Below are 25,387 nucleotides of genomic sequence, written 5' to 3'. Positions count from 1 at the left end.
TCATCACTATGCATTGCACTGAAGTTGACATGCAGATGGTACAGAAAGTAGCATCGGCGCGGTGATGTTATTTAATAACATCCCGCTTCACCCCCTTTTCCGCCGATGAATACGCCCGCTTCCCCGTCCACTTCGCCCGCGGCCGAGCCGCATCCGGCTCAGGCCGCTCCGCCGGTCCTCGACATCGTCGCGCGGATCGCCGAATGCGCGCCCGAGCTGCGCGAAGCCGAGCGCAAGGTCGCCGCGTTCATCCTCGCCGATCTGGCGCGTGCCGCGCATGCGAGCATCGGCGCGCTCGCGCGCGACGCGGAGGTCAGCGTCGCCACGGTCACGCGTTTCGCGAAGGCCGTCGGCTGCCGCGACGTGCGCGAGCTGAAGGTGCTCGTCGCGCAGGCGGCGGCCGTCGGCCAGCGCTTCCTGGTGCCGTCCGACGACGCGCCGGACGACGACACGAGCCCCGCGTCGATCGTCTACGACGAGATCCGCGTGGCGCTCGCGCACAACCACCAGCTGCTGCGCAACACGTCGTTCGACGCGGCGGCCGATCTGCTTGCCGGCGCGAAGATGACCTACGTGTACGGGCAGGGCGGCGGCTCGACCGCGCTCGCCGACGAGCTGCGCTTCCGGCTCGTGCGCTTCGGCCGGCCGGTCGCGAGCTACCAGGACAGCCTGCTGCAGCGGATGGTGGCCGCGACGCTGTCGGGCGACACCGTCGTCGTCGCGTTGTCGGTGAGCGGGCGCGTGCCCGAGCTGCTCGAGAGCTGCCGGCTCGCGAAGCGTTACGGCGCGAAGCTGATCGCGATCACCGCGCCGGCATCGCCGCTCGCGAAGCTCGCCGACCACCTGATCCCCGTCGTCGCGTTCGAAACCGATTTCATTTACAAGCCTTCGACATCGCGCTACGCGATGATGATGGCGATCGACGTGCTCGTCACCGGTGTCGCATTGCGGCTCGGCGACGCGGGCCGGGAATCGCTGCGCCGCATCAAGCACGCGCTCGACGCGCACCGCGGCGGCGGAGACCGTCAACCGGTAGGAGACTGACCATGCATTCGCACCCCGAAGCCGCCGATACGCTGATCGTCGGCGCGCAGTTGTACGACGGCACCGGCGCGCCGCCCGTCACGCGCGACGTCGCGATCCGCAACGGCCTGATCGCGGCGATCGGCAACCTGTCGAACTGGCTCGCCGAGAACGTCGTCGACGCGAACGGCCGCGCGCTGGCGCCGGGTTTCGTCGACGTGCACACCCACGACGACACGCACGTGATCCGCGCGCCGCAGATGATCCCGAAGATCTCGCAGGGCGTGACGACCGTGATCGTCGGCAACTGCGGGATCAGCGCATCGCCGGTGACGCTCGCGGGCGACCCGCCCGATCCGATGAACCTGCTCGGCGAGCGCGGCGCGTTCCAGTACCCGACCTTCGCCGCCTACGTCGCGGCCGTGAACGACGCGCGCCCGGCCGTGAACGTCGCGGCGCTCGTCGGCCATACGGCGCTGCGCAACAACCAGATGGACCGCCTCGACCGCGCGGCGACCGACGGCGAGATCGCCGGCATGCGCGCGCAGCTCGAGGAGGCGCTCGCGAACGGTGCGCTCGGCCTGTCGTCGGGCCTTGCGTACGGCTCGGCGTTCGCGGCGCCGACCGAGGAAGTGATGGCGCTCGCCGAACCGCTCGCCCAAGCCGGCGCGCTGTATACGACGCACATGCGCACCGAGTTCGACGCGATCCTCGACGCGATGGAAGAGGCGTACCAGGTCGGCCGTCATGCGCGCGTGCCGGTCGTGATCTCCCACCTGAAGTGCGCGGGCCCGTCGAACTGGGGGCGCAGTACCGAGGTGCTCGCGTCGCTCGAAGGCGCGCGCCGCTACCAGCCGGTCGGCTGCGACTGCTATCCGTACAGCCGCAGCTCGTCGACGCTCGACCTGAAGCAGGTGACGGGCGACATCGACATCACGATCACGTGGTCGGAACCGCATCCGGAAGTCGCGGGCAAGCTGCTGAAGGCGATCGCGGCCGACTGGGGCGTGACCGAGCAGGAGGCCGCGCAGCGCATTCGCCCGGCCGGCGCCGTGTACCACAACATGTCCGAGGACGACGTGCGCCGGATCCTGTCGCATCCGGCGACGATGGTCGGCTCCGACGGCCTGCCGAACGATCCGCTGCCGCATCCGCGGCTGTGGGGCGCGTTCCCGCGCGTGCTCGGCCACTACGTGCGCGACACCAGCCTGCTGCCGCTCGAGGAGGCGATCCGCAAGATGACGTCGCTGTCCGCGCGCCGCTTCGGGCTCGCTCGGCGCGGCGAGGTGCACGTCGGCTATCACGCCGATCTCGTGCTGTTCGATCCGGCGAGCGTGATCGACGCCGCGACGTTCGAGAAGCCGCAGCAGCCCGCGCACGGGATCGATGCCGTGTGGGTGAACGGTGTGCTGACTTACGAAAACGGCCAGCCGACCGGCGAGCGCGCCGGCGGTTTCGTCGCGCGCGGCGAACGCGTGTCGGCCAGTGCCGATGCGGCGTTCTGAACGCGCGCATTCCGATCTTCCGCGCGCCGCAGCAGCCGGCGCGCGTACCCGCAACCGTGCGTTGCATGGGCAGGAGCAGGCGCTGAAGCGCCGGCTCCGGCCGACAACACGAGGAGTGAAACGATGAAGCGATATGGCGTAGGCGAAGCGAAGGGGACCGGCGGCCAGGTGATGCCGTTCGCGCGGGCGGTCGAGGCCGACGGCTGGCTGTACGTGTCGGGCCAGACGCCGATGGTGAACGGCGAGGTCGTCGAAGGCGGGATCGTCACGCAGTCGAAGCAGGCGATCGAGAACGTGATCGCGATCCTGAAGGAAGCCGGGTACGGCCTCGAGCACGTCGTGCGCTGCGGCGTGTGGCTCGACGACGCGCGCGATTTCGCGTCGTTCAACAAGGTGTTCGTGTCGTACTTCGGCGAGAACCCGCCGGCACGCGCGTGCGTGCAATCGAGCATGGTGATCGACTGCAAGGTCGAGGTCGACTGCATCGCGTACAAGCCGCCGGTGAAGTAACGCGCGAGGGTGGAAGCTGTACGACAAGGCCGGTGCATGGACGTGCACCGGCCTTGTTGCATTTGGCACTGAATTTTTACACTTTGAATAGAATCCTGTCGATGAGAGCGCGAGACGATAGGTCCGTCTGGCGGGTGACAACAGTGATGGACGCGTAATTGGCAACGGGCATCATGAAATTCGAACGAGCAGACTAAGTGGATTGCTGGGTATGGTCGTCTTCCCGATCAACGATTTCGTGAAGTCGCCCCATGACCAGCAATACATACCGCTACGGCGTTCATTCGGATCTCACACCCGCCGAGCTTTTCTTTTTCGTCGCTGTAGAAGAGACGTGTGCACGGGCCGGGATCGACGATGTCGAAGCTGTGATCCTGATTCTGGCGGGCTGGCCGGTATTGCCGACGCGGCAGAAATTCGGCGGCGCGACGAAAGGAACGTCCGTCGCATCCGTGATGGCTCGATCGATTTTCCGCCACCAGTTGAACAGGAAGGTTTTACCAACCGTGACGCTGCAGAGTATCAAGTCGTTTCGGATCATCCTGACCCGAAAGCTCAGCGTGTTCGTCGGACGTGCCGTGCCTGGCGTGGGTTGGGCGCTGCTTGCGCGTGACGTGTTCGCGATCGTTCACGGAACGATCTCCCGGTACAACGGCCTCGTCAAAAACGAGGACAGGGTGTTTTGATGCAAAACGTGAGTTGGGACGAGATCGAAGCTTTTGTGAGGTCGGAGGTGGGGCTCGGTCCATCGAAGCCGCTCGCTGCTCATACCCGGCTCTGGGAAGACCTGGGTCAAACCGGCGACGAAGCCAATGACTTCATGTGGCGCTTTTTTGAGCGGTTTGCCGTCGATACCGGCGACTTCGATTTCCATCGATATTTTTTGATGGAAGGCGAGGGGTTGCTCTATTCGCTGTTTCGGCGATGGGTGCTTCGAAAACCGCACCACCTCGAGCGTGAACCAATTACGCTCGAGATGCTGCATCGTGCGGCGGTCGGGAGGAAATGGGATGCCGAGCGATTGGCCGAAGTGCAGCGAAAGCAGGATGACAGTGCCAGCCGTAGATGATGCTGAAATGAACATGAGTGATCAGCGGCAAGGTCGCGGCGACATGGCCATCCCGTTGCTGATGGGCGAATGGGCCGTGCTGATGGAAACGATCCGCTTGCGACTCGACCAGATCGAGTGCATGGATCCGGATTCGCTCGATGAGGATGCGCTCGCAGATCGGTACGAAGACCAGGAAACGCTCACACGTTTGCTGGCCCATATCGAGAGCAACTTTGCACGCACCTTCGGCGGTTTGCCGGCGCAGCCGAAATGACGGTCGCATTGGGCACTCGCGGAAGCGCCACGCAGCGGCGAGCAAGCGTGCAATGGTGATGCGGATCGCAATTCTGATGTTGCTGCTCGTGCTCGACCGCACTGCCGTTGCGAGCACGTTGTCCGACAAGACGCCGCTGCGAGGAGTAGTGCCTCATGTTGCGCCGAGGTCTGTCGAAATCGTCAGCAACGGGGCGTGGTCGGCCGACATCAGCGGAGGCGAAACCGCGGATATGTGCCGCCAGTTCATTCTTCGGCAGACGGATGTCAGCGCGTTTTTCAAGCGTGCGAACCGCGTAACGGAACGGGCGTACAGTCATGACTTGGATGCCGCGAGTTGCTATGCCGAAGGCGAAGCGCGTCTAGCGGGTGGTGGCGCGGCGAAATGGAGGATAGACCAGGCAAGGCGAGGCTTCATTTCCATGCACGATGGTCGAACAATCTACCTGTATTGTCCGAAGTGCCGGGCCGCCATGTTCGCGCCGAATTAGAGAGACGCACCCTTCCGCAAGCAGGGAGGGTTGGCGGACCGCAAGATGCCGCCAACAGACTCATTTACTGCCGCGCCGTCCGCGCGTTATCGGGCATCGGCTGGTTGTAATTCGTGCGGAACGGGTTGATGTCGAGCCCGCCGCGCCGCGTATACCGTGCATACACCGCCAGCTTCACCGGTTTGCACGCATGCAGGATGTCGAGGAAGATCCGCTCGACGCACTGCTCGTGAAAGCCCGTGTGATTGCGGAACGAGATGATGTAGCGCAGCAGGCCCGCATGGTCGATCTGCGGCCCCACGTAATGAATCTGCACGCTGCCCCAGTCGGGCTGGCCGGTGACCGGGCAGTTCGAGCGCAGCAGGTCGGACACGAGCGTCTCCTCGACCGGCGCCTCGTTCTCGCCGTCGGCGGCCGACAGCAGCGACGGATCGGGTTCGTACACGTCGGTGTCGAGGTCGAGCCGGTCGAGCGACAGCCCGTCGAGCTCGTCCATCTCGAGCTTGCCGAAATCGTGCGGCGACACCAGCTGCACCGACACGCTCGCGCCGCACGCGGCCGACACGTCGCGCTTGAGCACGTCGCGCACCGCGTCGACCGAGTCGAACTTGGATTGCGCGAACGAGCCGAGATACAGCTTGAACGACTTCGATTCGACGATGTTCGGCGATTCGGCCGGCACGTAGAACGTCGCGATCGCGAGCTGCGGCTTGCCGCGCGCGTTGAGCCACGACAGTTCGTATGCGTTCCAGATGTCGGTGCCGAAGAACGGCAGCGCCGACGTGATGCCGAGCTGCTCGCGCGCGCCGGCGCGCGGGATCGGGAACAGCAGCGACGCATCGTACTGCGCCGCGTAGACGGTGGCCTTGCCGAGCGGGGAATGTTCGGGATTCATTGCACGAAGCCTTTACGACAGGAAGAGGCGGTAAGCCGGGTTGGCGCTCTCTTCGACGTACGGATAGCCGAGCGCCGCGAGGAAGCGTTCGAATTCGGCGCGATCGGCCGGCGGCACCTGCAGCCCGACGAGGATCGAGCTGTAGTCCGCGCCCTGGTTGCGGTAGTGGAACAGGCTGATGTTCCAGTCCGGCGCCATCGACGACAGGAACTTCATCAGCGCGCCCGGCCGTTCCGGGAATTCGAAGCGGAACAGGCGCTCGTCGAGCGCGAGCGGCGAGCGGCCGCCGACCATGTAGCGGATGTGTTCCTTCGACAGCTCGTCGTGCGTCAGGTCGACGCTGTTGAAGCCGTGCGACTCGAAGTTCGCGGCGATCTCCGCCGATTCGCCGCGGCGCTTGATCTGCACGCCGACGAAGATGTGCGCGGACTGCGCATCGGCGATCCGGTAGTTGAACTCGGTGACGTTGCGATCGCCGACGAGCGAGCAGAAGCGCCTGAAGCTGCCGCGCTCCTCGGGGATCGTGACCGCGAACACGGCCTCGCGCGCCTCGCCGACCTCGGCGCGCTCGGCGACGAAGCGCATCCGGTCGAAGTTCATGTTCGCGCCGGACGTGACCGCGACGAGCGTCTGGTTCTCGATGCCTTCGCGTTCCGCGTACAGCTTCGCGCCCGCGACCGCGAGCGCGCCGGACGGCTCGAGCACGCTGCGCGTGTCCTGGAACACGTCCTTGATCGCCGCGCACAGCGCGTCGGTGTTGACCGTCACGACGCCGTCGAGGAATTCGCGGCACAGCCGGAAGGTTTCCTCGCCGACGAGCTTTACCGCGGTGCCGTCCGCGAACAGGCCGACCTCGCTCAGCTCGATGCGCTCGCCCGCGTCCAGCGACTGCGCCATCGCGCACGAATCCTCGGCCTGCACGCCGATCACCTTGATCTCGGGGCGCACCGCCTTCACGTACGCGGCGACGCCGGAAGCGAGCCCGCCGCCGCCGATCGGCACGAAGATCGCGTGGATCGGGCCCTGATGCTGGCGCAGGATTTCCATCGCGATCGTGCCCTGGCCGGCGATCACGTACGGATCGTCGAACGGGTGGACGAACGTGAGGTCGCGCTCCTGCTGGACCTTGACCGCGTGCGCATACGCATCGCTGTACGATTCGCCCGCCTGGATCACCTCGACGCTCGGGCCGCCGTGCGCGCGCACCGCATCGACCTTCACCTGCGGCGTCGTGACCGGCACGACGATCACGGCCTTGATGCCCATCCGCGCCGCCGAGAACGCGACGCCCTGCGCGTGGTTCCCGGCCGACGCGGTAATCACGCCGCGCGCGAGCGCGTCCGCCGGAATGTGCGCCATCTTGTTGTACGCGCCGCGCAGCTTGAACGAGAACACCGGCTGGTTGTCCTCGCGCTTCAGGTAAACGGCGTTGCGCAGCCGGGTCGACAGATTGCGGGCCGGTTCGAGTTCCGTCTCGATCGCGACGTCGTAGACGCGCGCGGTGAGGATTTTCTTCAGGTAATCGTGGGATGCCATGGGCGCTCGCGTGCAGTGCGGATGCAGACGGTAAAGGGTCAATGATAGCGCCAAGGGTCCGCCCGCACGCAAGCGGCATGCCGGGCGGGCGGTCGTGGGCGGTGACCTGCGCATACGGGCGGGGCGCCGCGCGCCGCCTTTTACCGGTTTAACCGCATGGTTACCGACCGGACGGACGGCGAATGGTCGCCCGAAATCGTGCCGAACCCCGCCCGGCGCGGCTCGCGGCGATAGCCCCACGACCTGTCCGGCGTGTCACGGGCGGCGCGATCATGGGTTAGAATTCCGTTTTGAATCAAGGATTCGGAAGATGCAGAGGCACCCTCGGATCGCACCGTTGAAGCCGACGCCGCGCGCAGCCAGCCCCGCGGCCGAACGGCATGCGCGCCGCGCGCGATCGTGCTGATGGTCCCGAGTGCCGCCAGGCCCTGTCGCCGGCCAGGAGGGGCGAGTCGCCCGCTCCGGCCCCATGAAGGACAGCCGCGCGCCTGGTAACAGAACAGATTTCCCCAAGATTGCGCCCACGCGCTTGCCGACGCCCGTGCACGGGATATCGGCCCTCCGAGTCGTCCGAACATGAACGCACCACAAGTTTTCGATCCGCATGGCGCGGCCGCCGCCGTCGCCGCCGACCCCGCGCCCCGCTTGCGCGAGATCCCCTACAACTACACGTCCTTCTCGGATCGCGAGATCGTGATCCGCCTGCTCGGCGAAGAGGCGTGGTCGGTGCTCGACGAACTGCGTGCGGAACGCCGCACGGGCCGTTCCGCACGGATGCTGTACGAAGTGCTCGGCGACATCTGGGTCGTGCGTCGCAACCCGTACTTGCAGGACGACCTGCTCGACAACCCGAAGCGCCGCGCGCTGCTGATCGAGGCCCTGAACCACCGCCTGACCGAAATCGGCAAGCGCCGTAGCGCCGATCTCACCGAGCACCGCGACGCCGCCGGCCGCGAACGCGCATCGCGCGTCGAGATGCTGGAAGCGGCGGCGCAGCGCGCGGTCAACGAGTTCGCCGACGAATTCGACAAGATGGCCGAGTTGCGCCGCCGCGCGACCAAGGCGCTCGGCCGCTGCACGCAGAAGGACAACATCCGCTTCGACGGGCTGTCGCGCGTGTCGCACGTGACCGACGCGACCGACTGGCGCGTCGAATACCCGTTCGTCGTGCTGACGCCCGACACCGAAGCCGAGATCGCCGCGCTGATCAAGGCGTGCTTCGAGCTCGGCCTGACCGTGATCCCGCGCGGCGGCGGCACCGGCTACACGGGCGGCGCGGTGCCGCTCACGCCGTTCTCCGCGGTGATCAACACCGAGAAGCTCGAACAGCTCGGCGCGGTCGAGCTCACCGAGCTGCCGGGCGTCGCGCACAAGGTGCCGACGATCTTCTCCGGCGCGGGCGTCGTCACGCGCCGCGTGACCGAAGCGGCGGAAGCGGCCGGCTACGTGTTCGCGGTCGATCCGACCTCGCTCGACGCCTCGTGCATCGGCGGCAACGTCGCGATGAACGCGGGCGGCAAGAAGGCCGTGCTGTGGGGCACCGCGCTCGACAACCTGGCCTGGTGGCGGATGGTCGACCCGGACGGCAACTGGCTCGAAGTCACGCGCCACGAGCACAATCAGGGCAAGATCCACGACATCGCGGTCGCGCGCTTCGAGCTGAAGTGGTTCGACGGCGCGTACGCGCCGGGCGAGAAGCTGCTGAAGACCGAGATGCTCGAGATCGAAGGCCGGCGCTTTCGCAAGGAAGGGCTCGGCAAGGACGTGACCGACAAGTTCCTCGCCGGCCTGCCGGGCGTGCAGAAGGAAGGCTGCGACGGGCTGATCACGTCCGCGCGCTGGGTGCTGCACAAGATGCCCGCGCACACGCGCACCGTCTGCCTCGAATTCTTCGGCCAGGCGCGCGAGGCGATCCCGAGCATCGTCGAGATCAAGGACTACCTGTTCGAGACCTCGAAGCAGGGCGGCGCGATCCTCGCGGGCCTCGAGCACCTCGACGAGCGCTACCTGCGCGCGGTCGGCTACGCGACCAAGAGCAAGCGCAATGCGTTCCCGAAGATGGTGCTGATCGGCGACATCGTCGGCGACGACGCCGACGCGGTCGCGCACGCGACGTCCGAAGTGATCCGGATGGCGAACGGCAAGAGCGGCGAAGGCTTCGTCGCGGTCAGCGCGGAGGCGCGCAAGCGCTTCTGGCTCGACCGCAGCCGCACGGCGGCGATCGCGAAGCACACGAACGCGTTCAAGATCAACGAGGACGTCGTGATCCCGCTGAACCGGATGGGCGAGTACACCGACGGCATCGAGCGGATCAACATCGAGCTGTCGCTGAAGAACAAGCTGCAGCTGGTCGACGCGCTCGAGGCGTTCTTCCGTGGCGGCAACCTGCCGCTCGGCAAGACCGACGACGCGAACGAGATCCCGAGCGCGGAACTGCTGGAGGACCGCGTGCAGCAGGCGCTGGAGCTGCTCAAGCGCGTGCGCGCGCGCTGGGAATTCGTGCGCGACCGGCTCGACCAGCCGCTGCGCGAGGCGCAGCACTACCTGGTGCAGCTCGGCTACGAGGCGCTCGCGGAGAAGTTCGCCGATCGCGCGGACGAGCAGCCGGGCGCGACCGTGTTCCACGTCACGCAGGACCGCACGGTGCGCATCTCGTGGAAGCAGGAGATCCGCGCGGAACTGCGCGCGATCTTCAACGGCGGCGCGTTCAAGCCGATCCTCGACGAAGCGCAGGCGATCCACAAGCGCGTGCTGCGCGCGCGCGTGTTCGTCGCGCTGCACATGCACGCGGGCGACGGCAACGTGCACACGAACATCCCGGTCAACTCCGACAACTACGAGATGCTGCAGGACGCGCACGCGGCCGTCGCGCGGATCATGACGCTCGCGCGCTCGCTCGACGGCGTGATTTCCGGCGAGCACGGGATCGGCATCACGAAGCTCGAGTTCCTGACCGAGGACGAGATCGCCGAATTCCGCGCGTACAAGCAGCGCGTGGACCCGAACGGCCGCTTCAACAAGGGCAAGCTGCTCGAGGGCGCCGATCTGCGCAATGCGTACACGCCGAGCTTCGGGCTGATGGGCTACGAGTCGCTGATCATGCAGCAGTCCGACATCGGCGCGATCGCCGATTCGGTGAAGGACTGCCTGCGCTGCGGCAAGTGCAAGCCGGTGTGCGCGACGCACGTGCCGCGCGCGAACCTGCTGTACAGCCCGCGCAACAAGATCCTCGCGACGTCGCTGCTGGTCGAGGCGTTCCTGTACGAGGAGCAGACGCGCCGCGGCGTGTCGATCAAGCACTGGGACGAGTTCAACGACGTGGCCGACCACTGCACGGTGTGCCACAAGTGCGCGACGCCGTGCCCGGTGAAGATCGACTTCGGCGACGTGACGATGAACATGCGCAACCTGTTGCGCAAGATGGGCAAGAAGAAGTTCAACGCGGGCAACGCGGCGGGCATGTTCTTCCTGAACGCGACCAATCCGCAGACGATCAACGTCGCGCGCGGCGTGATGATGGGGGTGGGCTACAAGGTGCAGCGCTTCGCGAACGACATGCTCAAGAAGGTCGTGACGAAGCAGACGCAGCACCCGCCGGCGACGACGGGCAAGCCGCCGGCGGTCGAGCAGGTGATCCACTTCGTGAACAAGAAGATGCCGGGCAACCTGCCGAAGAAGACGGCGCGCGCGCTGCTGGACATCGAGGACAACAAGATCGTGCCGATCATCCGCGACCCGAAATCGACGACCGTCGATTCGGAGGCGGTGTTCTACTTCCCGGGCTGCGGCTCCGAGCGGCTGTTCTCGCAGGTGGGGCTGGCGACGCAGGCGATGCTGTGGGAGGCGGGCGTGCAGACGGTGCTGCCGCCGGGCTACCTGTGCTGCGGCTATCCGCAGCGCGGCTCGGGCCAGTACGACAAGGCCGAGAAGATCGTGACGGACAACCGCGTGCTGTTCCACCGGGTGGCGAACACGCTGAACTACCTGGACATCAAGACGGTGGTGGTGTCGTGCGGCACGTGCTACGACCAGCTCGCGGGCTACGAATTCGACAAGATCTTCCCGGGCTGCCGGATCATCGACATCCACGAGTTCCTGCTGGAGAAGGGGATGAAGCTCGACGGCGTGACGGGCACGCGCTACATGTACCACGACCCGTGCCACACGCCGATCAAGACGATGGACCCGGTGAAGCTGGTCAACGAGCTGATGGGTTCGGAGAAGGACGGCTACAAGATCGAGAAGAACGATCGCTGCTGCGGCGAATCGGGCACGCTGGCGGTCACGCGGCCGGACATCTCCACGCAGGTGCGCTTCCGCAAGGAAGAAGAGATTCGCAAGGGCGCGGCGAAGCTGCGTGCGATTCCGGTGGTGGCGGGCGACGCGGCGGCGCCGGCGGCAGTGGCCGCGGCCGGCCCGGACGTGAAGATCCTGACGAGCTGCCCGTCGTGCCTGCAGGGGCTGTCGCGCTACGGCGAGGACGCGAATCTCGAAGCGGACTACATCGTGGTCGAGATCGCGCGCCAGGTGCTCGGCGAGAACTGGATGGCCGATTATGTCGCACGGGCCAACCATGGCGGGATCGAGCGCGTGCTGGTCTAATGCGGGCATGACGACCGCCCGGCCGGGCGACGGATGAGAGCGGGCGCCGGCGCTGATGCGCCGGCGCCCGTCCACATGGGAGCGACGATGGAATGCGTGTTTTGCCGTGAAGACGGCGGCGAGGTGCTCTGGCAGGACGATGCGCTGCGCGTCGTGCTCGCGACGGGCGAGCACGACTACCCGGGCTTCTGCCGGGTGATCTGGGGCGCGCACGTCGCCGAGTTCTCCGATCTCGGCGAGTCGGAGCGGGCACACTTGATGCGCGTGGTCTACGCGGTCGAGCGGGCCGTGCGCCGCGTGATGCAGCCGAACAAGGTGAATCTCGCGAGCCTCGGCAACATGGTGCCGCACGTGCACTGGCACGTGATTCCGCGTTTTTCCAACGATGCCCATTTTCCGCAGCCCGTATGGGCGCCGCGCCAGCGCAGCGTGTCCGAGGCGCTGCTGCGCTCGCGCGCGGCGCAGGCCTCGCTGCTGCACAATGCGGTGCGCGAGGAAATTCAACGCATGATCGATTCGAGGCAGCCATGAGCGGTTTGACTTCCACGACGCCGATTCCGTCCGGCGTCGTCGTGCACGCGGTGTCGCGCGTGCTCGAATTGCAGTATCCGAACGGCGAGAGTTACCGGATTCCGTTCGAGCTGATGCGCGTGTATTCGCCGTCGGCCGAGGTGCGCGGCCACGGGCCCGGCCAGGAGACGTTGCAGACCGGCAAGCGCGAAGTGACGATCACCGCGCTCGAGGGCGTCGGCAACTACGCGCTGCAGCCGACGTTCTCCGACGGCCATTCGACCGGCATCTACTCGTGGGATCTGCTGTACGAACTGGCGACGCAGCAGGACGCGCTGTGGCGCGACTATTTCGACAAACTGAAGGCGGCGGGCGTCGAGCGCGACGCCCCGATGCAGGCGGCCGGCGCGCCGCACGGCCACTGCCACTGAAATCGACGGCGCCCGCTCGGCGCCGTCTTGCCATTTACTGAGGATCAACGCGATGAGCAAAACCCACTTCGGCTTCGAAAGCGTCGAGGAAAACGAAAAAGCGAAGAAAGTGGCGGGCGTGTTTCATTCGGTCGCGAGCAACTACGATCTGATGAACGACCTGATGTCGGCGGGCATGCACCGCGCGTGGAAGGCGTTCACGATCGCGCAGGCGAACGTGCGCCCCGGCTTCAAGGTGCTCGACATCGCGGCCGGCACCGGCGACCTGACCAAGTCGTTCGCGAAGGCGGCCGGGCCGACGGGCGAGGTCTGGCATACCGACATCAACGAATCGATGCTGCGCGTCGGCCGCGACCGGCTGCTCGACAAGGGCATCGTGACGCCGTCGCTGTTGTGCGACGCCGAGAAAATTCCGTTTCCGGACAACTACTTCGATGTGGTGACGGTCGCGTTCGGGCTGCGCAACATGACGCACAAGGACGCCGCGCTCGCCGAGATGCGCCGCGTGACGAAGCCCGGCGGCCGCGTGATGGTGCTGGAATTCTCGAAAGTCTGGGATCCGCTGAAAAAAGCGTACGATCTGTATTCTTTCAAAGTATTACCGTGGCTTGGCGACAAGTTCGCGAAAGATGCTGAAAGTTATCGGTATCTTGCTGAATCTATCCGGATGCACCCCGATCAGGACACGCTGAAGACGATGATGGAACAAGCGGGCCTCGATGCCGTCAAATATTACAATTTGTCAGGTGGCGTGGTAGCTTTACACATGGGAGCCAAGTACTAAGGGGCTCTTTCCATACATTTGTCTTACATCTGGAGAAACTGATGTTCGAATCGCGTTCGTTGTTCAACCGTGGCAAGCCGTCGAAGCCGTGGGCTCGACGGGTCGGCACCCTGCTGATGGTCGGCCTGCTCACGGCCGGCACGTTCGCATCGCTCGACGCTGAGGCCAAGCGCATGGGCGGCGGGCGCAGCATCGGCCGCCAGAGTTCCACCGTCACGCAGCGTCAGGCCACGCCGCCCGCGCAGCAGCCGATGCAGCAAGCGGCGCCGTCGCAGGCGCAGCGTACGAACCCGGCCGCGCCCACGCCGGCCGCGCAACCCAACCGCTCGCGCTGGCTCGGGCCGATCGCCGGCCTCGCGGCCGGTCTCGGCATCGCGGCGCTGCTGTCGCACTTCGGCCTCGGCGGCGCGTTCGCGAGCATGATGGCGAACGTCATCGTGATCGCGTTGCTCGCGATGGTCGGCATCTGGCTGATCCGCAAGTTCATGAACCGCCGTCGCCCGCAGGAGCCGGCGTATTCGGTCGGCGGCGCGTCGTCGTCGTCGGGCGGCTACGCGCAAAGCCCGTCGTTCCAGCAGGGCAACACCGGCAGCAACTATGCAGGTAGCGGCAGCAGCTATGCGAACGAAGCGCAGAGCGTGTTCGGCGGCGGTGCGGCGGCGGCCGGTGCGGCAGGCGCGATGGCGGCTGCGCCGCTGCAGGTGCCGGCCGGCTTCGATACCGAAGCGTTCCTGCGCAGCGCGAAGGTGTACTTCGTGCGCCTGCAGGCCGCGTGGGACCAGGGCAACCTGGCCGACATCCGCGAGTTCACGACGCCCGAAATGTTCGCCGAGATCAAGGTCGACCTCGATTCGCGCGGCACCGACGCGAACCAGACCGACGTCGTGCAGCTCGACGCCGAACTGGTCGCGATCGAGGATCGCGGCATCGAGCAGTCGGCGAGCGTACGCTTCCACGGTCTGATCCGCGAATCGGCGAATACGTCGGCCACGCCGTTCGACGAGGTGTGGAACCTGTCGAAGTCGGGCAGTCAGGGCTGGCTGCTCGCGGGTATCCAGCAGATCAACACGCACTGAGCGTGACCGGCGGCCCGCGCCGCCGGGCATCCGCGCGACGGCCGCCGCACTGCGACCGCTTGCCGCCCGGGTGTACGGTCGGGCACGGTCTGCCGCCGATCCGACGTTACAATAGAAACCCGCGTGGGCGCCCGGCCTGCGCGGGTTTTTTCTTTCCCAGCCCGATGACCTTTGCCGCCAAGCCTTTTGCTGCTGCCGTCAATCACCTGCTCGCGCGCGAATCGTGGGCGCGCGACCGCCTGATTCCCTATGCGGGCAAGACTGCCCGGATCGACGTGCCTCCCGTCACGCTCACGCTGCTCGTGCAGCCCGACGGTTATCTGTCGGCCGTCGACGCGCACGATGCGCAACAGGTCGACGTGTCGATCGCGCTTGCCGGCGACACGGTCGCCGCGTTCCTGCAGGGCGGCCAGGCGGCCGTGATGAAGCACGTGAAGATCGAGGGCGACGCGGAATTCGCGACGCAGATCGCGAAGCTGGCCGAGCATCTGCGCTGGGAACCTGAGGAAGATCTCGCGAAGCTGGTCGGCGACGCGGCGGCGTACCGGATCGCGACGTTCGTGCGCGACGCCGGCGCGCGCGTGCGCCGCACCGGCCGCAACGTGCTCGATTCCGTCGCCGAATACTGGCTCGACGAGAACCCGCAAGTCGTCCGGCGCACGTCGCTCGGCGGTTTCGACGCGGAACTGGCGCGCGCGCGCGATGCGCTCGCGCGGGTCGAAAAGCGGGTCGAGCGACTCGAACAAAAAATCGGCGCGCGCACGGGTTCCGGCCCGCGCGGCGCGCACTGAGGGCCGCAGGGCATGCGCATTTTCCGTTTCATCAAGATTGTCTACACCGTCATCCGCTTTGGCCTCGACGAAGTGATGCTGTCCCGGATCGACGACCGGCGCGTGAAGCTGCTGCTGCGGATCACGACGATCGGCCGCCGCTATTCCGATCCGCCCGCCGTACGGCTGCGTCACGCGCTCGAAAGCCTCGGCCCGATCTTCGTGAAGTTCGGCCAGGTGCTGTCGACGCGCCGCGACCTGCTGTCGGTCGATTTCGCGAACGAACTCGCGAAGCTGCAGGACCAGGTGCCGCCGTTCGATTCGGCCGTCGCGATCGCGATCATCGAGAAATCGCTCGGCGCGCCGGTCGACGAGCTGTTCGACGAATTCGAGCGCGAGCCGATCGCGAGCGCATCGATCGCACAGGTGCATTTCGCGAAGCTGAAGCAGGGCGCGCATGCGGGCAAGGCGGTCGCCGTCAAGGTGCTGCGCCCGAACATGCTGCCGGTGATCGATTCCGACCTCGCGCTGATGCGCGACATCGCGACGTGGACCGAGCGCATGTGGGCCGACGGCCGACGCCTGAAGCCGCGCGAGGTCGTCGCCGAATTCGACAAGTACCTGCACGACGAGCTCGACCTGATGCGCGAGGCCGCGAACGGCAGCCAGCTGCGCCGCAACTTCGCGGGCCTCGACCTGCTGCTCGTGCCGGAGATGTTCTGGGATTTCTCGACGTCGCAGGTGCTCGTGATGGAGCGCATGACCGGCGTGCCGATCAGCCAGGTCGAGACGCTGCGCTCGGCGGGCGTCGACATCAAGAAGCTCGCGCGCGAAGGCGTCGAGATCTTCTTCACGCAGGTGTTCCGCGACGGCTTCTTCCATGCGGACATGCACCCCGGCAACATCCAGGTGAGCCTCGATCCGAACACGTTCGGCCGCTATATCGCGCTCGATTTCGGGATCGTCGGCGCGCTGTCCGATTTCGACAAGAACTACCTCGCGCAGAACTTCCTCGCGTTCTTCAAGCGCGACTACCACCGCGTCGCGACGCTGCACCTCGAATCGGGCTGGGTGCCGCCCGAGACGCGCGTCGAGGAGCTCGAAAGCGCGATTCGCGCGGTGTGCGAGCCGTATTTCGACCGCGCGCTGAAGGACATTTCGCTCGGCCAGGTGCTGATGCGCCTGTTCTCGACGTCGCGCCGCTTCAACGTCGAGATCCAGCCGCAGCTCGTGCTGCTGCAGAAGACGATGCTGAACGTGGAAGGGCTCGGCCGCTCGCTCGACCCCGAACTCGATCTGTGGAAGACCGCGAAGCCGTATCTCGAGCGCTGGATGACCGAGCAGATCGGCCTGCGCGGCTGGTACGAGCGGTTCAAGGTCGAGGCGCCGCAGTGGAGCAAGACGCTGCCGCAGCTGCCGCGCCTGATCCACCATGCGATGGCCGCGCGCCACGACGCGCCGCGCGCCGCGAGCGAGGAGCTGATGCGCCAGATCCTCGTCGAGCAGAAACGGACGAACCGGCTGATGCAGGCGTTGCTGATCTTCGGCCTGGCCGTCGGCGTCGGCGCGCTCGTCGCGCGCGTGCTGCTCGCGCTCGCGTACGGCGCCTGATCGAAAGGAGCGCGGCGATGTCCGATCCGAAGCAACCGGCCGCACCGTCGGCCGCCGATTTCGCGACGCGCGACCCGGGCAGCGCGTCGTTCTGGAATGAGCGCTTCGAGCGCGGCGTGACGCCGTGGGAATTCGGTGGCGTGCCGGACGGCTTTCGCGTGTTCGCGCGGCGGCTCGAGCCGTGCGCGGTGCTGATCCCCGGCTGCGGCAGCGCGCAGGAGGCCGGATGGCTCGCGCAGGCCGGCTGGCCGGTGCGTGCGATCGATTTCGCCGCGCAGGCGGTCGCTGCCGCGAAGGCGCAGCTCGGCGCGCATGCGGACGTCGTCGAGCAGGCGGATTTTTTCCAGTACCGGCCGCCGTTCGACGTGCAGTGGGTGTACGAGCGAGCGTTCCTGTGCGCGTTGCCGCCGGCCATGCGTGCCGACTATGCGGCGCGGATGGCCGAGCTGCTGCCCGCGGGCGGCTTGCTGGCCGGTTATTTCTTCCTGGTGGCGAAGCCGAAGGGGCCGCCGTTCGGCATCGAGCGTGCGGAGCTCGACGCGCTGCTCGCGCCGCACTTCGAACGGGTGGAGGATTTGCCGGTGACCGATTCGCTGGCCGTGTTCGACGGGCACGAGCGCTGGCTCACGTGGCGTCGCCGCTGATGCGCCGGCGTCTCGGCCATTGCCGGAGCACGCCCGGGTTTCGGCTATAATTCAAGGTTTTGCAAGCCGTTTCCAGTTTCCGCGGGAAAAATATCATGCCGATCTACGCCTATCGATGCGAAGCGTGCGGTTTCGCGAAGGACGTGCTCCAGAAGATGAGCGACGCGCCGCTGTCGCAATGCCCTGAATGCGGGAAGGATGCTTTTCGCAAACAGGTGACTGCCGCCGGGTTCCAGCTCAAGGGCTCGGGGTGGTATGTCACCGATTTCCGCGGTGGCTCGGGCGGCACCAGCGCACCGGCGGCTGCGTCGGGCGACGCGGCGCCGGCAGCCTCCGGGGCGCAAGCCGCACCCGCCGCGGCCGCGCCGGCCGCGGCGAGCAGTTCAGGCAGCACCACGACGACGAGCGCCGCGCCGGCACCGGCCGCGACGCCCGCCGCCGGCAGTTGACCGTCGCGGCCCGGCCGGGTCGCGACCAACCCGCGCCGCCGGCGCGGTTCATTGACGGCAGATGATGAAAAAGACGACCCTGAAAACGGTGTTCCTGACCGGCTTGCTGGTTCTCGTCCCGCTCGCGATCACGCTGTGGGTGCTCGGCCTCATCATCGGCACGATGGATCAGACGCTGCTCCTGCTGCCCGAATCGTGGCAGCCCGAGCGGATGCTCGGCTTCCATCTGCCGGGGATCGGCGCGGTGCTGACGCTCGCGTTCATCTTCGTGGTCGGGCTGGCCACGCAGAACTTCATCGGCCAGAAGCTCGTCACGTGGTGGAACGCGGTCGTGCGCCACATCCCGGTCGTCGGGCCGATCTACACGAGCGTCAAGCAGGTATCGGACACGCTGCTGTCGAGCAGCGGCAACGCGTTCCGCAAGGCGCTGCTGATCGAATACCCGCGCCGCGGCTCGTATACGATCGCGTTTCTGACCGGCGTGCCCGGCGGCGACGTGGTCAACCATCTGACGGAAGAGTACGTGAGCGTGTACGTGCCCACGACGCCGAACCCGACATCCGGCTTCTTCCTGATGCTGCCGAAGAGCGAAGTCATCGAACTCGACATGTCGGTCGATGCCGCGCTCAAGTACATCGTCTCGATGGGCGTCGTGGCGCCTTCGGCGCCGGTTCCGGCGCCCGCCCGCCGTCCCGTCGAGCCGCCGCTGTAAGTAAAGAATCATCGCCCGGGCCGCGCGTTGCGGCGCCCGTTGATCAAACCGAACGAAAGCAAACATCATGTCGATGCGTACTGAATACTGCGGTCTCGTGACCGAACACCTGCTGGGCCAAACCGTGTCGCTGTGCGGCTGGGTGCAGCGCCGCCGCGATCACGGCGGTGTGATCTTCATCGACCTGCGCGATCGTGAAGGCCTCGTGCAGGTGGTGTGCGACCCGGATCGCGCCGAGATGTTCGCGACCGCCGAAGGCGTGCGCAACGAGTTCTGCGTGCAGATCAAGGGCCTCGTGCGCAACCGTCCGGAAGGCACGGTCAACGCCGGCCTGAAGAGCGGCAAGATCGAAGTGCTGTGCCACGAGCTGAACGTGCTGAACGCGTCGGTCACGCCGCCGTTCCAGCTCGACGACGACAACCTGTCGGAAACGACGCGCCTCACGCACCGCGTGCTCGACCTGCGCCGCCCGCAGATGCAGCACAACCTGCGCCTGCGCTACCGCGTCGCGATCGAAGCACGCAAGTACCTCGACGAACAGGGCTTCATCGACATCGAAACGCCGATGCTGACGAAGAGCACGCCGGAAGGCGCGCGCGACTATCTCGTGCCGTCGCGCGTGAACGCGGGCCAGTTCTTCGCGCTGCCGCAGTCGCCGCAGCTGTTCAAGCAGCTGCTGATGGTCGCGAACTTCGACCGTTACTACCAGATCACCAAGTGCTTCCGCGACGAGGATCTGCGCGCCGACCGCCAGCCGGAATTCACGCAGATCGACTGTGAAACGTCGTTCCTCGGCGAGCAGGAAATCCGCGACCTGTTCGAGGACATGATCCGTCACATCTTCAAGACGACGATCGACGTCGAGCTCGACGCGAAATTCCCGGTGATGCCGTACTCGGAAGCGATGGCGCGTTTCGGTTCGGACAAGCCGGACCTGCGCGTGCAGCTCGAATTCACCGAGTTGACCGACGCGATGAAGGACGTCGACTTCAAGGTGTTCAGCACGCCGGCCAACGCGAAGGACGGCCGGGTCGCGGCGCTGCGCGTGCCGAAGGGCGGCGAGCTGTCGCGCGGCGACATCGACGGCTACACGGAATTCGTGCGTATCTACGGCGCGAAGGGCCTCGCGTGGATCAAGGTCAACGAGAAGGCGAAGGGCCGCGACGGCCTGCAAAGCCCGATCGTCAAGAACCTGCACGACGCATCGATCGCGGCGATCCTCGAGCGCACCGGCGCTGAGGACGGCGACATCATCTTCTTCGCGGCCGACCGCGCGAAGGTCGTCAACGACAGCCTGGGCGCGCTGCGCCTGAAGATCGGCCATTCGGAATTCGGCAAGGCGAACGGTCTCGTCCAGGCCGGCTGGAAGCCGCTGTGGGTCGTCGACTTCCCGATGTTCGAATACGACGACGAAGACGCGCGCTACGTCGCTGCGCACCATCCGTTCACGAGCCCGAAGGACGAGCACCTCGAGTACCTCGAGACCGATCCGGGCCGCTGCCTCGCGAAGGCGTACGACATGGTGCTGAACGGCTGGGAAATCGGCGGCGGCTCGGTGCGTATCCACCGCGAGGAAGTGCAGAGCAAGGTGTTCCGCGCGCTGAAGATCGGCGCGGAAGAAGCGCAGGCGAAGTTCGGCTTCCTGCTGGACGCGCTGCAGTACGGCGCGCCGCCGCACGGCGGTATCGCGTTCGGTCTCGACCGCATCGTCACGATGATGGCCGGCGCCGATTCGATCCGCGACGTGATCGCGTTCCCGAAGACCCAGCGTGCGCAGGATCTGCTCACGCAGGCGCCGAGCCCGGTCGACGAGCGTCAACTGCGCGAGCTGCACATCCGTCTGCGTCAGCCGGAGCAGCCGAAGGCGTAACGCGCTTTCGCCCCCTCTGTCGTGTGTGCGGTCACGCCCACACGACACCCATGAAAAAGGCGCTGATGCGCCTTTTGCATTTTTTGCGGTACAGTCGCAGCACTTGCCGCACGTTCGGGGCACAGGGTCGACGCACGGCCCCGTGCCGCATGAAACCAAGATGACGAAGCCGCCGAAAATCCCTGAATCCGTTCTCGTCGTGATCTACACGCCCGACCTCGACGTGCTCGTGATCAAGCGTGCCGACCAGCCCGATTTCTGGCAATCGGTCACCGGCTCGAAGGACGCGCTCGACGAGCCGCTCGCGCTCACCGCCGCGCGCGAAGTAGCCGAGGAAACCGGCATCGCGGTCGGCACGCCCGACGTGCCGGCCAGCGCGCTCGTCGACTGGCATCACCGGATCGAATACACGATCTATCCGCAATACCAGCACCGCTATGCGCCGGGCGTCACGCGCAACGTCGAGCACTGGTTCGGGCTGTGCGTGCCGCATCGCGTCGACGTGACGCTGTCGCCGCGCGAGCACGTCGATCACGCGTGGCTGCCGTTCCGCGAGGCGGCCGCGCGCTGTTTCTCGCCGTCGAACGCCGAGGCGATCCTGCAATTGCCCGTACGCGTGGCGCTCGCGCGGGCGCCGCACGGCTCGTCCGCATGAATGCGGAAACCCGCAAGCGCTTCGCGCAATTGCGGCAGATGTTCCTGCAGGAGCGCGGCTCCGCGTCGCGGCTCGCGTTTACGGCCGGCAACACCGTGCGGCTGTGCGAAACCGGCGGCGAATTCTTCCAGGCGCTGATCGATCGGATCGATGCCGCCCGCGAGCAGGTGATGCTCGAAACCTACATCTTCTGCGACGACGCGGCCGGCCGGCCGGTGTCGGACGCGCTGATCCGCGCCGCGCGGCGCGGCGTGCGCGTGCGCGTGATCACCGACGGCATCGGCACCGCCCGCCTGCCGCTGTTCGACACGTGGGCCGAGGCCGGTGTCGAGCACTGCATCTACAACCGCTACCTGTTTGGCCGCTTCGGCTTCTCGCGCACGCACCGCAAGCTCGCGGTGGTCGATCACGCGGTCGCGTTCTGCGGCGGCATCAACATCGTCGACGACTACACGCAGGGCAGCGCGACGCTGCCGTTCCCGCGCTGGGATTTCGCGGTCGAGATGGCCGGGCCCGCGGTGTCCGACGTGCGCGCCGCGTTCGAGCTGCAGTGGCACCGGATCCAGTTCGGCCACAAGCCGTACGCGCAGTACGCGGCCGGGCTGCACGGCGGCGAAGCGTTCCCGGACATGTTCCGGCGCTGGATGCGCAGCCACCGGTGGATCAAGGCCGGCGCGCTGCGGGTCGTGACCGAGCCGAGCGTCGCGTTCGTCGCGCGCGACAACGTCGTGAACCGCCGCGCGATCGAGAAGGCGTATCTCGCGGCGATCGGCCAGGCGCGCCAGCGGATCCTGCTCGCGAATCCGTACTTCATGCCGGGCCGCAAGCTGCGCCGCGCGCTGACGGGCGCGGCCCGCCGCGGCGTCGACGTGCAGGTGCTGATCGGCCGCAAGGAGTTCACGGCGCTCGATACGGCCGTGCCGTTCCTGTATCACTCGCTGTTGCGCGCGGGCGTGCGCGTCGCCGAATACGACAAGACGATCCTGCACGGCAAGGTCGCCGTGATCGACGACAACTGGGCGACGGTCGGCTCGTCGAATCTGGACGCGCTGAGCCTGATGCTGAACAATGAAGCGAACGTCGTGCTGGTGCGCTACGATGCAGTCACGAACCAGTTGCGCGACGCGATCGCCACCGCGTTCGCCGAAGGGCGCGAGATCGACGCCGCGCACTACGCCGCGCGCCCGCGCATCGAGCGGCTGCTGAACTGGCTGGCGTACAACACGTACCGCCTCCTGATGAAGGCGCTGACGGTCGGCGGTTACGACTGACGCAGACTAAGCATTCACTTCAAAAATCCGTCCGCACGTTCGTGCGGAAAAGCCGCTCCGGTCCCGCCGGAATCGCGCAAAATAGCGGCTCGGTTAGACACCGGTTTCTAATAATTTCCTTGTTTCGCGAGCGGCCGCACTCAATAATAGTACGGCCGTTCGATTTTATTCGAACCCCCGAACGGTTACAGAAATAGCTATGCGAAAAGGCGAACAGACGCGTGCCGCGATACTCGAAGCTGCTTTGGACCTCGCCAGCCGTGACGGGCTGGAGGGGCTGACGATCGGCCTGCTGGCCGAGCGCATGCAGATGAGCAAGAGCGGCGTGTTCGCGCACTTCGGATCGCGCGAGGACCTGCAGGTCGAGGTCGTGCGCGAGTACCACCATCGTTTCGAGAACGAGGTGTTCTTTCCGAGCCTGCGCGAGGCGCGCGGTCTGCCGCGTCTTCGGGCGATGCTGGCGCGCTGGATGGAGAAGCGCATCCAGGAGGTGACGACCGGGTGCATCTACATCAGCGGCGCGGTGGAGTACGACGACCGGCCGGACAGCCCCGTGCGCGAACAGTTGATCGCGAGCGTAACCGCCTGGCGTGCCGCGTTGCTGCGCGCCATTTCGCAGGCGATGGAAGAAGGGCATCTGCGCGCGGATACGGATCCGGAATTGATGCTCTTCGAGTTGTACAGCTTCACGCTCGGCCTGCATCACGACGCACGCTTCCTGCATTCGCCGGACGCCGTGCGCCTCACGTGGGCCGCGCTGGAAAAGACGATTGTTTCGTATCAGAGCGAGAGCCGTTAGCGGCGCGTGACCCGCCCGCCAGGAGCTCGAGCCGTTTGCCCACCTTTGGAGAGAGTCATGGGACAGTACGCCGCGCCGCTGCGCGACATGCAATTCGTGTTGCACGAGCTTCTGAACGTCGAAGCCGAAGTCAAGCAAATGCCCAAGCATGCGGACCTCGACGCCGACACGATCAACCAGGTCCTCGAGGAAGCGGGCAAGTTCTGCTCCGAGGTGCTGTTCCCGCTGAACCAGGTCGGTGACCGCGAAGGCTGCACGTATGAAGGCGACGGCGTCGTGAAGACCCCGACCGGCTTCAAGGAGGCCTACCGGCAATACGTCGAAGCCGGCTGGCCGGCGCTCGGCTGCGATCCGGACTACGGCGGCCAGGGCCTGCCCGCGTTCGTGAACAACGCGCTCTACGAAATGCTGAACTCGGCGAACCAGGCCTGGACGATGTATCCGGGCCTGTCGCACGGCGCGTACGAATGCCTGCACGCGCACGGCGCGCCGGAACTGCAGCAGCAATACCTGCCGAAGCTCGTGTCGGGCGAATGGACCGGCACGATGTGCCTGACCGAGCCGCACTGCGGCACCGATCTCGGCATCCTGCGCACCAAGGCCGAACCGAACGGCGACGGCTCGTACTCGATCAGCGGCACGAAGATCTTCATCTCGAGCGGCGAGCACGACATGTCGAAGAACATCGTCCACCTCGTGCTCGCGCGCCTGCCGGACGCGCCGCAAGGCACGAAGGGGATCTCGCTGTTCATCGTGCCGAAGTTCATTCCGGACGCTTCGGGCGAGCCGGGCGAGCGCAACGGCATCAAGTGCGGCTCGATCGAGCACAAGATGGGCATCCACGGCAACTCGACGTGCGTGATGAACCTCGACGGTGCGAAGGGCTGGATGGTCGGCGAGCCGAACAAGGGCTTGAACGCGATGTTCGTGATGATGAATGCCGCGCGTCTGGGTGTCGGCATGCAGGGCCTCGGCCTCACGGAAGTCGCGTACCAGAACTCGCTGACGTACGCGAAGGAACGCCTGCAGATGCGTTCGCTGACCGGCCCGAAGGCACCGGACAAGCCGGCCGACCCGATCATCGTGCACCCGGACGTGCGCCGCATGCTGCTCACGCAGAAGGCCTACGCGGAAGGCGCGCGCGCATTCACGTACTGGTCCGCGCTGCAGATCGACAAGGAGCTGTCGCACGCCGACGAAGCGGTGCGCAAGGAAGCGGCCGACCTCGTCGCGCTGCTCACGCCGATCATCAAGGCGTTCCTGACCGACAACGCGTTCGAGTGCACGAACCATGCGATGCAGATCTACGGCGGCCACGGCTTCATCTCCGAGTGGGGCATGGAGCAGTACGTGCGCGACGCGCGGATCAACATGATCTACGAAGGCACGAACTCGATCCAGTCGCTCGACCTGCTGGGCCGCAAGGTGCTCGGCGACATGGGCGCGAAGCTGAAGAAGTTCGGCAAGCTCGTGACCGAATTCGCGGAAGCCGAAGGCGTGAAGCCCGAGATGGCCGAGTTCATCAACCCGCTCGCCGACATCGGTGAAAAGGTGCAGAAGCTGACGATGGAAATCGGCATGAAGGCGATGCAGAACCCGGACGAAGTCGGCGCCGCGGCCGTGCCGTACCTGCGCACCGTTGGCCACCTGGTGTTCTCGTACTTCTGGGCGCGCATGGCGCGCATCGCGCTCGACAACGAAGCGTCGGGCGATCCGTTCTACAAGTCGAAGCTCGCCACCGCCCGCTTCTACTTCGCGCGTCTGCTGCCCGAAACGGCATCGACGATCCGCGCCGCGCGCGCCGGTTCGAAGACGCTGATGGAAGTCGACGAATCGCTGTTCTGATCCAAGTCCGGGCGGTGCGCGCCGCGTGCCGCGCCGCCCGAACGCAACGGTTCCTGGTACTCACTTCGCCGTGC

24 protein-coding genes are annotated in these 25,387 nt (G+C 66.3%); 22 read left to right on the top strand and 2 right to left on the bottom strand.

Annotated elements, in window-relative coordinates:
• Nucleotides 1–105: 105 nt before the first annotated feature.
• The 7 genes from CFB35_RS14400 to CFB35_RS14370 all read left to right on the top strand — a co-directional run bounded on the left by CFB35_RS14400 (nucleotide 106) and on the right by CFB35_RS14370 (nucleotide 4,853).
• Nucleotides 106–1,044, top strand: a complete 939-nt coding sequence (locus tag CFB35_RS14400) for a MurR/RpiR family transcriptional regulator (RefSeq protein WP_089465135.1) — start codon at nucleotides 106–108, stop codon at nucleotides 1,042–1,044.
• A gap of 2 nt (nucleotides 1,045–1,046) precedes the next feature.
• The gene (locus tag CFB35_RS14395; RefSeq protein ID WP_089465134.1) at nucleotides 1,047–2,528 is read left to right on the top strand and encodes an amidohydrolase family protein; all 1,482 of its coding nucleotides are present in this window, start codon (nucleotides 1,047–1,049) and stop codon (nucleotides 2,526–2,528) included.
• A gap of 123 nt (nucleotides 2,529–2,651) precedes the next feature.
• Nucleotides 2,652–3,038: a RidA family protein gene (locus tag CFB35_RS14390; RefSeq protein ID WP_059580793.1), complete on the top strand. Its 387-nt coding sequence runs from the start codon at nucleotides 2,652–2,654 to the stop codon at nucleotides 3,036–3,038.
• Nucleotides 3,039–3,289: 251 nt separating this feature from the next.
• Nucleotides 3,290–3,724 carry an STM2901 family protein gene (locus CFB35_RS14385; RefSeq protein ID WP_060317957.1) on the top strand — a complete coding sequence of 145 codons (435 nt, stop codon included), beginning with the start codon at nucleotides 3,290–3,292 and terminating at the stop codon, nucleotides 3,722–3,724.
• Nucleotides 3,724–4,107, top strand: coding sequence for a DUF1493 family protein (locus CFB35_RS14380; protein WP_059580796.1), 384 nt, complete (start codon nucleotides 3,724–3,726; stop codon nucleotides 4,105–4,107). Before CFB35_RS14385 ends, CFB35_RS14380 begins: the two co-directional genes overlap by 1 nt.
• A 13-nt stretch (nucleotides 4,108–4,120) precedes the next feature.
• Nucleotides 4,121–4,363 carry a hypothetical protein gene (locus CFB35_RS14375; RefSeq protein WP_124659460.1) on the top strand — a complete coding sequence of 81 codons (243 nt, stop codon included), beginning with the start codon at nucleotides 4,121–4,123 and terminating at the stop codon, nucleotides 4,361–4,363.
• A gap of 52 nt (nucleotides 4,364–4,415) precedes the next feature.
• Nucleotides 4,416–4,853 carry a hypothetical protein gene (locus CFB35_RS14370; RefSeq protein ID WP_059580801.1) on the top strand — a complete coding sequence of 146 codons (438 nt, stop codon included), beginning with the start codon at nucleotides 4,416–4,418 and terminating at the stop codon, nucleotides 4,851–4,853.
• Between the two features lie 64 nt (nucleotides 4,854–4,917).
• On the opposite strand, the gene queF is transcribed toward CFB35_RS14370, so the two are convergent.
• Both queF and ilvA read right to left on the bottom strand, forming a co-directional pair.
• Nucleotides 4,918–5,748: an NADPH-dependent 7-cyano-7-deazaguanine reductase QueF gene (queF, locus tag CFB35_RS14365; RefSeq protein WP_059580804.1), complete on the bottom strand. Its 831-nt coding sequence runs from the start codon at nucleotides 5,746–5,748 to the stop codon at nucleotides 4,918–4,920.
• Nucleotides 5,749–5,760: 12 nt separating this feature from the next.
• Entirely contained in the window at nucleotides 5,761–7,284 is a 1,524-nt protein-coding gene (gene ilvA / locus CFB35_RS14360; RefSeq protein ID WP_089465132.1) for a threonine ammonia-lyase, biosynthetic, read from the bottom strand.
• A gap of 576 nt (nucleotides 7,285–7,860) precedes the next feature.
• On the opposite strand from ilvA, the gene CFB35_RS14350 reads away from it, so the two are divergent.
• The 15 genes from CFB35_RS14350 (at nucleotide 7,861) to CFB35_RS14280 (ending at nucleotide 25,313) form a co-directional block, all read left to right on the top strand.
• Nucleotides 7,861–11,886: a DUF3683 domain-containing protein gene (locus CFB35_RS14350; protein WP_089465131.1), complete on the top strand. Its 4,026-nt coding sequence runs from the start codon at nucleotides 7,861–7,863 to the stop codon at nucleotides 11,884–11,886.
• Between the two features lie 87 nt (nucleotides 11,887–11,973).
• Nucleotides 11,974–12,417 (top strand): HIT family protein, encoded by a 444-nt coding sequence (locus CFB35_RS14345; RefSeq protein ID WP_060966669.1) that lies wholly within the window; start codon nucleotides 11,974–11,976, stop codon nucleotides 12,415–12,417.
• On the top strand, nucleotides 12,414–12,827 hold the full coding sequence (locus CFB35_RS14340) for a gamma-butyrobetaine hydroxylase-like domain-containing protein (RefSeq protein ID WP_006487879.1): 414 nt from the start codon (nucleotides 12,414–12,416) through the stop codon (nucleotides 12,825–12,827). The genes CFB35_RS14345 and CFB35_RS14340 overlap by 4 nt, the downstream gene beginning before the upstream one ends.
• A gap of 52 nt (nucleotides 12,828–12,879) precedes the next feature.
• Nucleotides 12,880–13,611: a bifunctional demethylmenaquinone methyltransferase/2-methoxy-6-polyprenyl-1,4-benzoquinol methylase UbiE gene (gene ubiE, locus CFB35_RS14335; RefSeq protein WP_059578778.1), complete on the top strand. Its 732-nt coding sequence runs from the start codon at nucleotides 12,880–12,882 to the stop codon at nucleotides 13,609–13,611.
• 41 nt (nucleotides 13,612–13,652) lie between these two features.
• Nucleotides 13,653–14,687 (top strand): Tim44 domain-containing protein, encoded by a 1,035-nt coding sequence (locus tag CFB35_RS14330; RefSeq protein ID WP_089465130.1) that lies wholly within the window; start codon nucleotides 13,653–13,655, stop codon nucleotides 14,685–14,687.
• Nucleotides 14,688–14,851: 164 nt separating this feature from the next.
• Nucleotides 14,852–15,478, top strand: a complete 627-nt coding sequence (locus CFB35_RS14325; protein WP_060966671.1) for an SCP2 domain-containing protein — start codon at nucleotides 14,852–14,854, stop codon at nucleotides 15,476–15,478.
• A 12-nt stretch (nucleotides 15,479–15,490) separates the two neighbouring features.
• On the top strand, nucleotides 15,491–17,068 hold the full coding sequence (gene ubiB / locus CFB35_RS14320; RefSeq protein ID WP_059578770.1) for a ubiquinone biosynthesis regulatory protein kinase UbiB: 1,578 nt from the start codon (nucleotides 15,491–15,493) through the stop codon (nucleotides 17,066–17,068).
• A 17-nt stretch (nucleotides 17,069–17,085) separates the two neighbouring features.
• Nucleotides 17,086–17,712, top strand: coding sequence for a methyltransferase domain-containing protein (locus CFB35_RS14315; RefSeq protein ID WP_059578768.1), 627 nt, complete (start codon nucleotides 17,086–17,088; stop codon nucleotides 17,710–17,712).
• A 95-nt stretch (nucleotides 17,713–17,807) separates the two neighbouring features.
• A complete protein-coding gene (locus CFB35_RS14310) occupies nucleotides 17,808–18,161 on the top strand; it encodes an FmdB family zinc ribbon protein (RefSeq protein ID WP_089465129.1) in 354 nt (117 codons plus the stop codon).
• A 61-nt stretch (nucleotides 18,162–18,222) separates the two neighbouring features.
• Nucleotides 18,223–18,873, top strand: coding sequence for a DUF502 domain-containing protein (locus CFB35_RS14305; RefSeq protein WP_059578762.1), 651 nt, complete (start codon nucleotides 18,223–18,225; stop codon nucleotides 18,871–18,873).
• Nucleotides 18,874–18,940: 67 nt separating this feature from the next.
• On the top strand, nucleotides 18,941–20,743 hold the full coding sequence (gene aspS, locus CFB35_RS14300) for an aspartate--tRNA ligase (protein WP_006485737.1): 1,803 nt from the start codon (nucleotides 18,941–18,943) through the stop codon (nucleotides 20,741–20,743).
• Nucleotides 20,744–20,903: 160 nt separating this feature from the next.
• Complete coding sequence (nudB, locus tag CFB35_RS14295) at nucleotides 20,904–21,398, top strand: dihydroneopterin triphosphate diphosphatase (RefSeq protein ID WP_089465291.1); 495 nt, start codon at nucleotides 20,904–20,906, stop codon at nucleotides 21,396–21,398.
• Nucleotides 21,395–22,669, top strand: a complete 1,275-nt coding sequence (clsB, locus tag CFB35_RS14290) for a cardiolipin synthase ClsB (RefSeq protein ID WP_059578760.1) — start codon at nucleotides 21,395–21,397, stop codon at nucleotides 22,667–22,669. The genes nudB and clsB overlap by 4 nt, the downstream gene beginning before the upstream one ends.
• A 199-nt stretch (nucleotides 22,670–22,868) precedes the next feature.
• On the top strand, nucleotides 22,869–23,468 hold the full coding sequence (locus CFB35_RS14285) for a TetR/AcrR family transcriptional regulator (protein WP_059578757.1): 600 nt from the start codon (nucleotides 22,869–22,871) through the stop codon (nucleotides 23,466–23,468).
• A gap of 57 nt (nucleotides 23,469–23,525) precedes the next feature.
• Nucleotides 23,526–25,313, top strand: coding sequence for an acyl-CoA dehydrogenase C-terminal domain-containing protein (locus CFB35_RS14280; protein ID WP_059578755.1), 1,788 nt, complete (start codon nucleotides 23,526–23,528; stop codon nucleotides 25,311–25,313).
• Nucleotides 25,314–25,387: the final 74 nt, after the last annotated feature.

This window comes from Burkholderia sp. AU16482 (genome assembly GCF_002223285.1).
In the GTDB taxonomy this organism is placed as follows: Bacteria; Pseudomonadota; Gammaproteobacteria; order Burkholderiales; family Burkholderiaceae; genus Burkholderia; species Burkholderia semiarida.
This window is presented reverse-complemented; position numbering and strand designations above follow the sequence as displayed.

Excerpts from the sequence above, each read along its gene's own strand:
- CFB35_RS14400 (WP_089465135.1), top strand. The coding sequence starts at position 106 with ATGAATACGCCCGCTTCCCCGTCCACTTCGCCCGCGGCCGAGCCGCAT.
- CFB35_RS14395 (WP_089465134.1), top strand. The coding sequence starts at position 1,047 with ATGCATTCGCACCCCGAAGCCGCCGATACGCTGATCGTCGGCGCGCAG.
- CFB35_RS14390 (WP_059580793.1), top strand. The coding sequence starts at position 2,652 with ATGAAGCGATATGGCGTAGGCGAAGCGAAGGGGACCGGCGGCCAGGTG.
- CFB35_RS14385 (WP_060317957.1), top strand. The coding sequence starts at position 3,290 with ATGACCAGCAATACATACCGCTACGGCGTTCATTCGGATCTCACACCC.
- CFB35_RS14380 (WP_059580796.1), top strand. The coding sequence starts at position 3,724 with ATGCAAAACGTGAGTTGGGACGAGATCGAAGCTTTTGTGAGGTCGGAG.
- CFB35_RS14375 (WP_124659460.1), top strand. The coding sequence starts at position 4,121 with ATGAGTGATCAGCGGCAAGGTCGCGGCGACATGGCCATCCCGTTGCTG.
- CFB35_RS14370 (WP_059580801.1), top strand. The coding sequence starts at position 4,416 with ATGGTGATGCGGATCGCAATTCTGATGTTGCTGCTCGTGCTCGACCGC.
- queF (WP_059580804.1), bottom strand. The coding sequence starts at position 5,748 with ATGAATCCCGAACATTCCCCGCTCGGCAAGGCCACCGTCTACGCGGCG.
- ilvA (WP_089465132.1), bottom strand. The coding sequence starts at position 7,284 with ATGGCATCCCACGATTACCTGAAGAAAATCCTCACCGCGCGCGTCTAC.
- CFB35_RS14350 (WP_089465131.1), top strand. The coding sequence starts at position 7,861 with ATGAACGCACCACAAGTTTTCGATCCGCATGGCGCGGCCGCCGCCGTC.
- CFB35_RS14345 (WP_060966669.1), top strand. The coding sequence starts at position 11,974 with ATGGAATGCGTGTTTTGCCGTGAAGACGGCGGCGAGGTGCTCTGGCAG.
- CFB35_RS14340 (WP_006487879.1), top strand. The coding sequence starts at position 12,414 with ATGAGCGGTTTGACTTCCACGACGCCGATTCCGTCCGGCGTCGTCGTG.
- ubiE (WP_059578778.1), top strand. The coding sequence starts at position 12,880 with ATGAGCAAAACCCACTTCGGCTTCGAAAGCGTCGAGGAAAACGAAAAA.
- CFB35_RS14330 (WP_089465130.1), top strand. The coding sequence starts at position 13,653 with ATGTTCGAATCGCGTTCGTTGTTCAACCGTGGCAAGCCGTCGAAGCCG.
- CFB35_RS14325 (WP_060966671.1), top strand. The coding sequence starts at position 14,852 with ATGACCTTTGCCGCCAAGCCTTTTGCTGCTGCCGTCAATCACCTGCTC.
- ubiB (WP_059578770.1), top strand. The coding sequence starts at position 15,491 with ATGCGCATTTTCCGTTTCATCAAGATTGTCTACACCGTCATCCGCTTT.
- CFB35_RS14315 (WP_059578768.1), top strand. The coding sequence starts at position 17,086 with ATGTCCGATCCGAAGCAACCGGCCGCACCGTCGGCCGCCGATTTCGCG.
- CFB35_RS14310 (WP_089465129.1), top strand. The coding sequence starts at position 17,808 with ATGCCGATCTACGCCTATCGATGCGAAGCGTGCGGTTTCGCGAAGGAC.
- CFB35_RS14305 (WP_059578762.1), top strand. The coding sequence starts at position 18,223 with ATGATGAAAAAGACGACCCTGAAAACGGTGTTCCTGACCGGCTTGCTG.
- aspS (WP_006485737.1), top strand. The coding sequence starts at position 18,941 with ATGTCGATGCGTACTGAATACTGCGGTCTCGTGACCGAACACCTGCTG.
- nudB (WP_089465291.1), top strand. The coding sequence starts at position 20,904 with ATGACGAAGCCGCCGAAAATCCCTGAATCCGTTCTCGTCGTGATCTAC.
- clsB (WP_059578760.1), top strand. The coding sequence starts at position 21,395 with ATGAATGCGGAAACCCGCAAGCGCTTCGCGCAATTGCGGCAGATGTTC.
- CFB35_RS14285 (WP_059578757.1), top strand. The coding sequence starts at position 22,869 with ATGCGAAAAGGCGAACAGACGCGTGCCGCGATACTCGAAGCTGCTTTG.
- CFB35_RS14280 (WP_059578755.1), top strand. The coding sequence starts at position 23,526 with ATGGGACAGTACGCCGCGCCGCTGCGCGACATGCAATTCGTGTTGCAC.